Raw genomic sequence first — 12,261 nt, 5'->3', positions numbered from 1 at the left:
TATGACGTTTTGCAAAAAGTAGTTCTTTATAACAGTTTCTAAAGCATTGGTTGTTTTTCCCATTGCAGAAATAACTACCAATACATCTTCATGACCTACTTTTTGCAAAACGTCATATACGTTTTTTACACCATCGGCATCTTTTACTGATGCACCACCAAATTTAAAGATTTTCATAATTAATTAAATTCCAAAGTTATTTAAATTCCAAATTCCAATTGTGATTTTTAACGGTTTACGTTTTGGAATTTGGGATTTTATTTTTTTATTTTTTGCTTTTCAAATTCAATAAAAAATTTGAAATAGCTGTTTCATCCATTTGAACAACAGCCCAATCATCTAAGATTTTAGCACCACTTTTTTCATAGAATTCAATTGCTGGCGTATTCCAGTCGAGTACATTCCATTCAACTCTTCTGACATTGTCACGTTTTCCTTGGGCTATGATTTCGCTGTAAAGTGCAAATCCTGCTCCAGTTCCGCGTTTTTCTTCTTTTACAATTAAATCTTCTAGGTGAATTGTTCTTCCTTTCCAGGTAGAATATCGGTAATAATAAAGTGCAGTACCAATAATTTGATTGTCAACCTCTGCTACAAATGTATGAAACAAAGGTGATTCTCCAAAACCGTCACGAAGTAAATCATCAACTGTTATTACTACGGCATTTGGTTCTTTTTCAAAAATAGCTAATTCCTTTATAAGATTTAAAACCGCTGGCATGTCGCTTTGAGTTCCTTTACGTATGATCATTTGAAAAAATTTATTTTCCAAAAATACAAATTGCTATGGCAATACACAAAAAAAACAAATTCCAAATTCTAACTGCAACATTGGAATTTGGAATTTTATTATTTGAATTTATTAAATTTATTTTTTCTTTTTAACCACTTTTTTCTTGGCAGGCGCTTTTGTTACAGTTGCTCTATTGTTGATGGTTTTTTGAGTGTATGCTTTGTATAATCCATCCTTCACAGCTCTTTTTTTAGCGTTTTCAGCTCTGTCTTTTGGATCAGGATGCGAACTCATCATTTTAGTTAAAAAATCTGCAGATGTTCCGCCACTTTGAGCGGCTAAAAGTGCAAATGCCGATTCTACTGCATTCACATCATAACCGTGTTTTTTCATGAAATTATAAGAGAAGGTATCAGCTTCGGTTTCTTGTTTTCTGCTGTGTTTACTATCGACCATTGCGCTTCCTAATTGACCTAATTGGCTGTCTGTAAGTTTAGCAATTTTATCTGATTGAGAAGAAACAGCTCCAATTAAAGCGTCTTTTCTTAAAGCTGCTTTCATACCATCTTTGGTATCTTCGTTGGCAACGTGACCAATTTCGTGACCAATTACTGCAAGCAGTTGATTATCGTCCATAATGTCCATTAAGCCTGAGTAAACTCTTACACTTCCATCGGCAGTTGCAAAGGCGTTGATGTCTTTAGTTAAATAAACTTTATAGTTTAATGCCAATCCGTTTTCAGAAGCATGTTTGCCAAAAATTCTATTTAAACGCAATGTATATCCATCTTTTGCATCGGCAACTTTATTTTCTTTATCCATTTTATCAACTGCTTCTTTGGATAGTTTTGCAGCATCTTCATTAGAAAATGTAAAACTTGCCACACCACTTTGTAACGCACCAAGCGCTTTTTCGCCAAGATTTATTTGAGCATTAGCATTGGAAAATCCAATTATCGATAAACAAAAGGCTATAGATTTAAAATTTAATTTCATGATTTTAATTTTTTTATTCATTGGCAAAGATAAAGTAAGTTATATTAAAAACTTGTAGTATAAATTACTCATCTTTTGAGAAAAAATACGATATTTGCAAAAATAACTACAACGATTTCGTTAATGGAAACACGCAATACTACATTAGGTGAATTTATCATTGAGAACCAAAATGCCTTTCAATACTCTTCTGGTGAATTATCAAGAATTATAAACTCTATTCGACTTGCAGCCAAAGTTGTGAATTACAAAGTAAATAAAGCTGGATTAGTGGATATAGTTGGAGCTGCCGGAGAACAAAACATTCAAGGCGAAGATCAACAAAAACTTGATGTTTATGCTAATGAAGTTTTTATTCAAACCTTAATTAATAGAGAAATTGTTTGCGGAATTGCATCTGAAGAAAATGATGATTTTATTACTGTTGCAGGTTCTGATGAAAATCATAATAATAAATATGTTGTTTTAATGGATCCATTGGATGGTTCTTCTAATATTGATGTGAATGTTTCTGTAGGAACAATTTTCTCGGTTTTTAGACGTGTTACGCCAATTGGAACTCCAGTTCAAAGCGAAGATTTTCTTCAAAAAGGAGTGAATCAAGTTGCTGCAGGTTATGTAATTTATGGAACATCGACTATGTTGGTTTACACAACAGGTCATGGTGTGAATGGTTTTACATTAAATCCGGCGATTGGAACTTTCTACCTTTCACATCCAAACATGCAATTTTCTAAAGACGGAAATATCTATTCTATAAACGAAGGAAATTATGTTCATTTTCCGCAAGGCGTTAAAGATTATATCAAATATTGTCAGCTAGAAGAAGGCGATCGTCCTTATACTTCAAGATATATTGGAAGCTTAGTTTCTGACATTCATAGAAACATGATTAAAGGCGGAATTTATATTTATCCTACAAGTTCTAAAGCTCCAAATGGTAAACTTAGACTTCTATACGAATGCAATCCGATGGCTTTTATTGCCGAACAAGCAGGAGGAAAGGCATCAGATGGATTCAATAGAATTATGGAAATTGAACCAACAGAATTGCACCAACGCGTTCCGTTTTTCTGCGGAAGCTACAACATGGTAGAGAAAGCAGAAGAGTTTATGAAAGCTACATTAGTATAGAATAAACGGTATAATTTCACAAACAAGTGAAAAGTAGTGATTTTGAAAGAAAAATTATTAAATTTGTAAATATTTTTCAAAAAAACTACCTATTTTATATGTCAAAAAATCAATCAAAAGAAACTGAAGTTGCAGCAGTAAATCCGCTTGAATCTGCTCAAAGATTGGAAGCTATCAAAAACCTGATTTTTGGTGAAAATATTCAGCAAATAGATCAGGAATTTCAGGCTATTAAAAATCACATTGAAAAAAGAAAAGAAGAATTAGAAGATTTCATTGCAGAAACTCGCAAAGAGTTGAACAGCACTATCGATAATTTAGCTACCGATTTAAACATTAGAATTACTGATTTAGAAAACAGTATGAATGACAAAACGGATGAATTGAACCACAAAAAAGTCGATAGAAATTTACTTGGAACACTTCTAGTTTCTATGGGTGAAAAGATAATGAAGGACTAATTCATTATTATGACTGATTCAGAGAAATTAATTAAGCTCAAAGAACTTCTTCTTAATGAGGACAGAGATTTTGCGCAAAATATTCTACAAAAATTAGATTCTCTTGAAGATACTATCAATACACCCGACAAACTTTCGGAAAAAGTAGATGGTATTATCAATAAAAAATTAGACGCCTACACGGAGGAAATTCCCGAAAAACTTGGACCAACAATTACCAAAGCATTATCCTCTGAAATTAAAAATTCACAAGATAAAGTGGTCGAAATTTTGTTTCCAATTATTGGTAAAATGATAAAAAAATACATTCAACAAGAGATGAAAGTCTTGTCGGATAACATTAATTATCAAATTCAGAGAACACTTTCCTACAAAGCAATAAAGCGAAAAGTCTTATCGAAATTTACAGGAGTTTCTGAACAAGATATGATCATTGCCGAACTTAATGAACCTAAAATTGAACAAGTTTTTGTGATTGAAAAAGGTTCAGGAATCATCATTTCAAGTAGTTCTAAACAAGAAAGTATCGATGAAGATATGATTGCCGGAATGTTAACCGCAATTAAAAGTTTCGTTGAAGATGCTTTCAAAAAAGACCAACAAAGTTTAGAATCAATTCAATACGAATTGTTTGAAATTCATATTCAAAATTTTACTACTTATTATTTTGCAGTTGTAATTTCAGGCGGATTTAATACTACTTTTAAAAATAAGATAGAAAATAAATTGTTCGATATAGCTTCTTACATTAATACAGATGCTATTGATAAAGAGCAAATTACAATAAAATTAACTGAATTTATAAATGAATAGTTCGAAAAAAGTTGTTTTAGTAGGACATTTTGGTGTTGGAAAATCTTCCTTGATGCGAAGATATGTTCAAAACACGTTTTCTGATAATTATATTGTTACTATTGGTGTTCATATTCTCAAAAAAGAAATCAAAATTGACGAAGAAGATCTAACTTTAATCATTTGGGATATTGAAGGGAAAGATGATATCCAAAAGGTGCGCTCGTCTTATCTTCTGGGAACTTCAGGGTTTATTTATGTTATAGATCCAACGCGAATACAAACCTATGAACGCTATAACGAAGAAGTAGATTTTTTAAAAACAACGTATCCTACAGCTAAAATAGTTTCGGTTTCAAATAAATCTGATTTAATTGATATCGAAAAATTTAAAAGCATATTGAAAGAAAAAAACATTTCAATTGACTACTTTGCAAGTGCCAAAGAAGGAATTGAAGTTGAAAATTTGTTTCAAACAATTGGACTCAAAATGGTAAAAAATGTTTGAGCAAATTAGAAATAAATACCTCTATAATAAAACTCAAATTGTAGTTTTAGATAAGAAAGGAATTGTTTTGCAATCCGATGATTTGCTTTTTACTCTTCAGAAACAAACTTTAATTTCTGATTTTCATCCTTTTTTCGAAACGATTATTTCTTTGATTGATTTAGAATACAACGAGTTTACATTTAGCTGTATTCATATAGGTTATCAAGGCGTTGAAAAAACTATTGACATCATTTTCAATTCGGGCTCAAATATTGAAAATCCATTTTTGATTTTTGTTGATTTTACAGAACACTACAATAATTTCCAAAGTATAGCTCAAGAAAAAAATGAATCTGTTCTAAGTTTTCATTTGGCCGAAATAAAAAACCAACAATTACAATCTGAGAAAAATTTTAAAAATAAATTCTTGGCAAATGTTAGTCATGATTTAGTAACTCCAATGTGGGGTTTTAAAGTTTTCTTAAGTTATTTAGAAAAAACAGAGCTTACAGAATCACAATTAGAGTATGTCAACTTATTAAAAGACACCAATAATCATATTACCCATTTAGTTCAAGATTTGATAGATTTAGCAAAAATCGAATCAGGGCAAATGAAAGTTGTGAACGAAAAATTTAGTTTGAGTGAAGGAATTAAGAGTTTAATTGCAGTTATTAAACCTAAAGTTGAAGAAAAAAACTTAGAATTTAAAGTTGCTATTGAAGACAATATAACTGATGAATTAATTGGTGACAAAATTCGATTAAATCAAATTCTAATCAATCTTTTAGATAATTCTATTAAGTTTACTAAAAAAGGGACCATTACCTTCGAGATAAATGTAAAAGATAGCGATTCCGATTTTTTAACACTTCAATTTCTTGTAAAAGATACTGGAATAGGAATGGTTGTAGCTCAAAAATCAGATGTTTTTCAAAGTTTTAAAAAGCTACACAATTCTAAAAAAATTGAAGGTTTAGGTCTAGGATTGTCAATTGTTTCTACATTAGTTGAACTTATGGATGGACAAATTGATTATCAAACAAAAGAAGGTGAAGGAACTACTTTTGAATTGGTTATACCTTTCGAAATCGCCCAATAAAAAAAGCCCTGATTTCTCAAGACTTTCTATTGTAATTTTTTTTGAAAATTATTTATTCATGTGTGTCATTTCGTAAACAAATGTATCAGAATCTACATTCAACATCAATAAAGACAATGCTTTATCAACAATGAAAGGTACGTTTCCTGGTGTAAATCCAAGTGCAAGAGCAAACTTTGTTAAAATCTCTTTTTGTTTTGGCCCAAGTACGTGATCTACATAAACCATTCTAGATAAATCATACAAACGCTCTAAACGTTGTGCATGTAAATAAGGTGGATTGATAGGGTATTTTAAAGGGTTTTCTAGAATTTCTTCATATTCAGCAGCCGAAATTTCTAATCGTACCGCAAGTTTATCTAAAAATTCTTTTTCTTCTACACTCATATCACCATCGGCAATGGCAACACGAACAATAGCCGAAAAATGACCTTTATTTCTACTTTTAAATTCGCTATCAAATAAATCTGAAAATGACATAATTATATTGGTTTTATTCTGCAAAGATAATTTTATTTCTGCAAAAAAGGAAAATGTTTTCGTCGAATTAACGTTATTCTTTTTAATCAAATTCAAAATAAATTGTAAGTTTACAATCCCAAACAATTTTTAGTTCGTCAGTTCTACTTTAAAAACAAAAAACTATGTCAGAATTTTGGATTTATTTCAAAATTGGTCTCAACCATGTTTTAGATATTAACGGTTATGACCATGTATTATTTTTAATCGCATTAACCGTTCCTTACGCCTTTAAAGACTGGAGCAGAGTTCTTATTTTAGTTACCATTTTCACAATTGGTCATACATTAGCATTGATGCTTTCGGTATTTAATATCGTAACCGTTCAAGCCAATATTGTCGAATTTCTTATTCCAATAACAATTCTCATAACAGCGTTTTTTAATCTGTTCACAGCCGGAAAATCATCCAAACAAGAAAGTATCACGTTTGTTGGAGCTGTAACTTTATTCTTCGGAATCATCCACGGATTAGGTTTTTCCAATTATTTTAAAGAAATTTTACCAGGAAAACCAACCGATAAACTCGTTCCGTTATTAGAATTTGCACTTGGTATTGAAGCCGCGCAAATCATCGTTGTACTTGCCGTTTTAGTGCTGTCGTTCATCGTGCAAACGCTCTTTAGGTTCAACAAACGCGATTTTACATTAGTCATGTCGGCATTCGTAATTGGCGTGGTAATTCCGTTAATAATCGATAGTCCAATCTGGAAAAGATAATTTTTATCAATTCTTTTCTTAAGGAGCGAATCAGTAGTTATCTTTGTAATCCATGTTCCTGCTTTCCGCACTACAAGGTAGATGCTGCAATCAGGGCTAGATTAATATCCATTTGAAGAGAGTTCAAAATTTTTAAGAAAATACTTTGTGCCTTCGCGCCTTAGTGGCAAAAAAACATGAAAGAAAAAAAACAAAATAAATACGACAAAGCCTATTTAAGAATCGCATCCGAATGGAGTAAACTTTCCTATTGCAAACGAAAACAAGTTGGCGCAATAATTGTAAGAGACAGAATGATAATATCCGATGGTTACAATGGTACGCCATCTGGATTTGAAAACTGTTGCGAAGATGATGAAGGTTTAACGCAATGGTATGTGCTTCATGCCGAGGCAAACGCCATACTTAAAGTAGCACGTTCTACACAATCGTGTGAGAATGCAACACTTTATATCACGCTTTCGCCATGTAAAGAATGCAGTAAGTTAATTCATCAATCGGGAATCAAAAGAGTAGTTTACAAAGAAGGATACAAAGATATGTCGGGCATTGATTTTTTAATAAAGGCCGGAATCGAAGTCGACAAAATTGAAGATTTAGAATAAAATCCTTTATAAAAATAATAGGATATGTTTAACGTTTTTGCATTAAAAACGTTCGTACTTTTGAGTAGTTATGTACAACAATAAATGAAAATAGATAAAGCATATATTCCGTTACTTTTTTTCTCGTGTGTTGCGATAGGAATTGTCATTGGCGGACTACTAAATTTTCCAACAGCAACCGCTTCTTTATCTAAAAACGACTATAAATCAAAACTCAATAAACTCATTAATTTCATTGATAGTGAATATGTTGATGATGTAAAAACCGATTCAATTGTTGACTTAACGGTTAATAATATTCTTGCCAATTTAGATCCGCATTCGGTTTACGTTCCATCTTCAGAGCAAGTTGCCGTTGCCGAAAGCATGAAAGGTGACTTCGTAGGCATTGGAGTAAATTTCTATAACTATAACGATACCATTGCAGTAATAAAACCAATCGCAAATGGTCCGGCTGAAAAAGCTGGAATTCTGGAAGGCGACCGAATTCTGTATGCCGATAATTTCAAATTATTTGGTAAACAAATTAAAAATGAAGTGCTGTACAGCAAATTAAAAGGCGAGAAAGATTCAGAAGTTACACTTACAATCTACCGAAAATCAGAAAAAAGAAAGTTTAAAATAAAAGTAAAACGCGATGTTATTCCCATAAAAAGTGTTGATGTAGCAATTATGCTAAATAAAAATACGGGTTACATTAAAATCAATCGTTTTGCCGAAACTACAGGTTATGAATTCCGTAAAGCTTTATCCAACCTTAAAATAGAAGGTGTAAATTCATTGATTATTGATTTAAGAGAAAATGGTGGCGGATTTATGGAAATGGCTGTTGAGGTTGCCGATGAATTGCTAAAGGATAAAGAACTTATAGTTTTTACAAAAAACAAAAAAGGAAGTATAGAAAAAACATTTGCCACCAATAAAGGCGATTTCGAAACTGGAAAAGTAGCTATTTTAATTGATGAAAATTCGGCTTCAGCAAGTGAGATTTTAGCCGGAGCAATTCAAGATAACGACAGAGGTTTAGTTTTTGGACGACGTTCTTTTGGAAAAGGTTTAGTACAACGCGAAATGAATTTTGACGACGGTTCTGCAGTGCGTTTAACCATCGCAAGATATTACACACCAAGCGGAAGATCCATTCAAAAACCATACGTAAAAGGCGATGCCGAAGATTATTACAAAGAATCGGAAGACCGATTTACAAGCGGAGAATTATATGAAAAAGACAAAATAAAAATTGCCGATTCGTTAAAATTCAAAACCAAAAAAGGACGCACAGTTTATGGCGGCGGCGGAATTACACCAGATATTTTCGTTCCTCTAGAAGTAGCGCATGGAGAAGAAAGTTTAGAATATATTTTACAAACAGGTATTGTTGGTCAGTTTGTTTTCGAACAGTTAGACAAAAATAGAGATCAGTTTAAAGGAATGAGTTTCTTGCATTTCTTAACTAAAATAGACAGCGATTCGTATGTAAATTCATTCGAAAAGTTTCTGGCAAAATCAGGTTTAGAAATGAGTTTGACCAAAAATAAAGCGCTTGTAGGTCGCTATATAACAGCAGAATTCTCTAGACAATTATTTGGTGAAGACGAATACTACCAAATTGTGTTGAAAGAGGATAAAATGGTTAAAAAAGTACTAGAAAAACAATAAAATTTATGGATACAATTTTTAAAGATTTTAGCTTTCCCTTATTTCTATGGCAATTGATAAACATTGTAGCAATTATTGCCATAATTTATTTAATAGTAAAACTAATAAAGAAGTATAGGTAATTTAAAATCATTTCTTAATCGAGTCATGTGCTTGACTAGAAATTCCATTATTCCATAGCGTCAAGATATCCGTTGCAACCGCAGCGCCACTTCCGGCAGCAATAGCAAGTTGGCTTCTGTGTCCAGCAAGTGTTCCAATTACATAAATTCCGTCGGCAACTTTGTGGTCATCATTTATCAATTGAATACGTTGTTTTTCGGCAATTGCTTTTTTGTGTGGTTCAACAAAGTGCATCAAACCTTCAATAGCAAACATATTCGACGATCCAATTCCAACAACAATATTCTTAGTTTGGTACGAATTTTTATTCGTTACCACAGTAAAATCTGGAAATGCACCTTCAATTTTTAAAACTTTCTCCTGTTCAATTTGTGCAACATGAGGATATAAATTGTGAAGTTGCTCAACGCTTTCTGTCAATAACTCTGAACCTAGTTTTCCTGCTGGAATTCCGTAAGCGTTATTAAAAATAGCATCTTGAAGTGATGAGGTTTTTTGGTGTGCAATAATTCCGATTTTTTTATCTTGAGCAAATAGTTTGTTCTTAGCCGAACCTAAAACCAATGCACAAGAAACGCCAGAAACACCGCCGCCAATAATTAAAACGTCAAACATAATTTTTAAAATTAAAAAAATTAAACTCCAAATTCCAAACACAACCAAAAAATTGGAATTTGGACACGAGTGTTAGCGAACTGGCGTAGCAATTTAAAAATTGGAATTTATAGTAGTTATTGATTTTTTAATTTCTCTTCAATTTTTTTAGACATTTTGAAGATTAAAAGAATAAATACAGCACAAAAAGCAGCAGCTATTCCAACCAAAGCAACAACGCTTTCGCCTTCAAATGGATGATTATAATCCAGTAATGTGAAGTTGAAGATAATTAATCCAATAGCTAGGAAAATTAATATGGTAGTGAAAATTTTCATTGTAAATAATTTGAAACAAAAGTAGTAAAAATTGGTTTAAACAAACAATCCTTTAACATTAGCTGCAAATAATTTAACAGCAATTGCAAGTAGTACAACACCAAAGGTTTTTCTAATAACACCAAGTCCGTTTTGACCTAACATTTTTTCAATTTTAGAAGACGATTTTAGAACAATATAAACCAAAATTATATTTAAAATTATGGCAATGATAATATTCGCTGCAGCAAATTGAGATCGAAGTGAAAGCAACGTAGTCATCGTTCCAGCTCCAGCAATTAAAGGAAACGCAAGCGGTACAATTGATGCCGAACTCGCTTCTTCTTCCTTATAAATTCTAATTCCAAGAATCATTTCTAATGCTAGAAAGAATAACACAAACGAACCTGCAACTGCAAATGAGTTTACGTCAATTCCAATAAGTTTCAGTAATTCTTCTCCTACAAAAAGAAAAACTATCATAATAATTCCAGCAGTAACCGATGCTTTTTCCGATTCGATATGACCAAATTTTTGTCGCAAATCAACCACAATCGGAATAGTTCCAACGATATCAATTACGGCAAAAAGTACCATACTAATTGTAGCTATTTCTTTAATATCCATTCCAAACATAACGCTTTCAAATTTTTTGCAAAGGTATTGTTTAAAAAAAGGTATAATTCTAAAGGATACGTTAATTTTCAGATGATTAAACGTTACTATAAAAACATAAAAATCCGTTGTATCTTTGCATTCAATTTTAGTGTCAAAAAAAAATGTTTCAATTAGGAAAAACCATAGTTTCAGAAGATATATTAGAAAAAGATTTCGTTTGCAATCTTTCGGCTTGTCACGGCGCATGTTGTGTTGATGGCGATGCTGGCGCGCCTTTGAGCGAAGAAGAAACTAAAATTCTTGAAGAAATTTATCCTAAAGTAAAACCATTTTTAAGAAAAGAAGGCATCGAAGCCATCGAGCGTTTAGGTACTTGGGTAAAAGGAACCGATCAAGATCTTGAAACGCCATTAATAGACAATAAAGATTGCGCTTACGTAATTTTTGACGGAAAAACCGCACTTTGTGGAATCGAACAAGCCTACAATCAAGGAATAATTTCTTGGAAGAAACCAGTTTCGTGTCACTTATATCCAATTCGTGTAAAAGATTTCACCGAATTTGCAGCAGTAAATTATGATAAATGGGATATTTGTGACGATGCTTGTTCGTTAGGAAAAGAACTTCAAGTGCCAGTTTACAAATTCGTTAAAGAAGCATTAATTAGAAAGTTCGGCGAAGATTGGTACATGGAATTAGAAAAAGTAGCCGAAGATTTAAAGAGTGGGAAGTAATTTATTCTTTTAAATTAGATGCTATCCAGCTTTTAATTTCTTCATATTTATAATCTCCTTTACTTGCGGCAATAACAAATTTGTATTTTTCTTCTTGAGAAGCAGCAATATCTAATTTAAATTCTAATAGAATCAAACGCATAAAAGTATATGCTGTTCTTTTATTTCCATCAATAAAAGGATGATTGATTACTATACTTTCCATAATTGCAGCGGCTTTTTCTATTGGACTTGAATATAAATCGGCGCCATCAAAAGTTGCAAATGTTCGTGCTAAAGCAGATTCCAATAATCCCATATCTCGGATTCCTTTTGCTCCTCCAAATTTATCAATTAAGATATTATGAATTATTTCGACTTCTTTAATTGAAATCATTGTGCTAATTTGTGAAGTAAATCGTTGTCTTCAGAAAGTATTTTATTGAAATTAGCAGTTAGCATACTATTTGAAGTTTCATTAGATTGAACCTCTTTGAGTAAATTCAAAATATCCACAAGAAATTTCTCTGGAACTTGATCCAAAACTTTAGTAATTTCTTTTTTAATTTCTACGCTAGACATAAATCAAAGATACAAATTAATTTATAGATTTAAAATTCACATATAAAATTTTCAATTGCTCTGAAAATTTGTTGGGAATTCGGGAGTCGAACCAAATATTTAAT

17 protein-coding genes and 1 pseudogene are annotated in these 12,261 nt (G+C 31.8%); 9 read left to right on the top strand and 9 right to left on the bottom strand.

The genetic code is table 11. The annotated features are described in order from the left end of the window. The 3 genes and pseudogenes from DIU01_RS15310 to DIU01_RS15300 form a co-directional block, all read right to left on the bottom strand. A pseudogene (locus DIU01_RS15310) lies at positions 1-177 on the bottom strand (aspartate kinase); the annotation flags it as partial. A gap of 88 nt (positions 178-265) precedes the next feature. Then, complete coding sequence (locus DIU01_RS15305) at positions 266-751, bottom strand: GNAT family N-acetyltransferase (RefSeq protein WP_290835974.1); 486 nt, start codon at positions 749-751, stop codon at positions 266-268. A 117-nt stretch (positions 752-868) separates the two neighbouring features. Further along, complete coding sequence (locus tag DIU01_RS15300; protein WP_290835972.1) at positions 869-1,729, bottom strand: M48 family metalloprotease; 861 nt, start codon at positions 1,727-1,729, stop codon at positions 869-871. A 123-nt stretch (positions 1,730-1,852) separates the two neighbouring features. On the opposite strand from DIU01_RS15300, the gene fbp reads away from it, so the two are divergent. From fbp to DIU01_RS15275, 5 genes are all read left to right on the top strand, one after another. Beyond that, positions 1,853-2,863 (top strand): class 1 fructose-bisphosphatase, encoded by a 1,011-nt coding sequence (fbp, locus tag DIU01_RS15295; RefSeq protein ID WP_290835971.1) that lies wholly within the window; start codon positions 1,853-1,855, stop codon positions 2,861-2,863. 98 nt (positions 2,864-2,961) lie between these two features. Beyond that, entirely contained in the window at positions 2,962-3,324 is a 363-nt protein-coding gene (locus DIU01_RS15290) for a fructose 1,6-bisphosphatase (protein WP_290835970.1), read from the top strand. A gap of 9 nt (positions 3,325-3,333) precedes the next feature. After that, a complete protein-coding gene (locus DIU01_RS15285; protein WP_290835968.1) occupies positions 3,334-4,137 on the top strand; it encodes a cell envelope biogenesis protein OmpA in 804 nt (267 codons plus the stop codon). Beyond that, entirely contained in the window at positions 4,130-4,624 is a 495-nt protein-coding gene (locus DIU01_RS15280; protein ID WP_290835967.1) for a Rab family GTPase, read from the top strand. Before DIU01_RS15285 ends, DIU01_RS15280 begins: the two co-directional genes overlap by 8 nt. Then, a complete protein-coding gene (locus DIU01_RS15275) occupies positions 4,617-5,708 on the top strand; it encodes an ATP-binding protein (RefSeq protein ID WP_290835966.1) in 1,092 nt (363 codons plus the stop codon). Before DIU01_RS15280 ends, DIU01_RS15275 begins: the two co-directional genes overlap by 8 nt. Before the next feature lie 48 nt (positions 5,709-5,756). On the opposite strand, the gene DIU01_RS15270 is transcribed toward DIU01_RS15275, so the two are convergent. Beyond that, positions 5,757-6,188, bottom strand: coding sequence for a TerB family tellurite resistance protein (locus DIU01_RS15270; protein WP_290835964.1), 432 nt, complete (start codon positions 6,186-6,188; stop codon positions 5,757-5,759). 164 nt (positions 6,189-6,352) lie between these two features. Here DIU01_RS15270 and DIU01_RS15265 point away from each other — a divergent pair, with 164 nt between their 5' ends. The 3 genes from DIU01_RS15265 (at position 6,353) to DIU01_RS15255 (ending at position 9,210) form a co-directional block, all read left to right on the top strand. Then, complete coding sequence (locus tag DIU01_RS15265) at positions 6,353-6,946, top strand: HupE/UreJ family protein (protein ID WP_290835963.1); 594 nt, start codon at positions 6,353-6,355, stop codon at positions 6,944-6,946. 176 nt (positions 6,947-7,122) lie between these two features. Next, positions 7,123-7,551, top strand: coding sequence for a dCMP deaminase family protein (locus DIU01_RS15260; protein ID WP_290835961.1), 429 nt, complete (start codon positions 7,123-7,125; stop codon positions 7,549-7,551). Positions 7,552-7,635: 84 nt separating this feature from the next. After that, the gene (locus DIU01_RS15255) at positions 7,636-9,210 is read left to right on the top strand and encodes a S41 family peptidase (protein WP_290835960.1); all 1,575 of its coding nucleotides are present in this window, start codon (positions 7,636-7,638) and stop codon (positions 9,208-9,210) included. 129 nt (positions 9,211-9,339) lie between these two features. Here the strand turns inward: DIU01_RS15255 and DIU01_RS15250 are convergent, their stop codons facing one another. From DIU01_RS15250 to DIU01_RS15240, 3 genes are all read right to left on the bottom strand, one after another. Further along, entirely contained in the window at positions 9,340-9,948 is a 609-nt protein-coding gene (locus DIU01_RS15250; protein ID WP_290835959.1) for an FAD-dependent oxidoreductase, read from the bottom strand. A gap of 116 nt (positions 9,949-10,064) precedes the next feature. Beyond that, positions 10,065-10,265 carry a hypothetical protein gene (locus tag DIU01_RS15245; RefSeq protein WP_290835957.1) on the bottom strand — a complete coding sequence of 67 codons (201 nt, stop codon included), beginning with the start codon at positions 10,263-10,265 and terminating at the stop codon, positions 10,065-10,067. 36 nt (positions 10,266-10,301) lie between these two features. Next, entirely contained in the window at positions 10,302-10,880 is a 579-nt protein-coding gene (locus DIU01_RS15240; RefSeq protein ID WP_290835955.1) for a MarC family protein, read from the bottom strand. 143 nt (positions 10,881-11,023) lie between these two features. On the opposite strand from DIU01_RS15240, the gene DIU01_RS15235 reads away from it, so the two are divergent. Next, positions 11,024-11,596: a DUF3109 family protein gene (locus tag DIU01_RS15235; protein ID WP_035125105.1), complete on the top strand. Its 573-nt coding sequence runs from the start codon at positions 11,024-11,026 to the stop codon at positions 11,594-11,596. A 1-nt stretch (position 11,597) separates the two neighbouring features. Here DIU01_RS15235 and DIU01_RS15230 read toward each other — a convergent pair whose 3' ends face one another. Then, a complete protein-coding gene (locus DIU01_RS15230) occupies positions 11,598-11,972 on the bottom strand; it encodes a type II toxin-antitoxin system death-on-curing family toxin (protein ID WP_290835952.1) in 375 nt (124 codons plus the stop codon). Beyond that, positions 11,969-12,157, bottom strand: coding sequence for a hypothetical protein (locus tag DIU01_RS15225; RefSeq protein WP_290835950.1), 189 nt, complete (start codon positions 12,155-12,157; stop codon positions 11,969-11,971). Before DIU01_RS15225 ends, DIU01_RS15230 begins: the two co-directional genes overlap by 4 nt. Between the last annotated feature and the right edge of the window lie 104 nt (positions 12,158-12,261).

The organism is Flavobacterium sp. (genome assembly GCF_003525665.1).
Classification (GTDB): domain Bacteria; phylum Bacteroidota; class Bacteroidia; order Flavobacteriales; family Flavobacteriaceae; genus Flavobacterium.
Note: the sequence above shows the minus strand (reverse complement) of the source record. Positions and strands in the feature narration are given on the sequence as shown.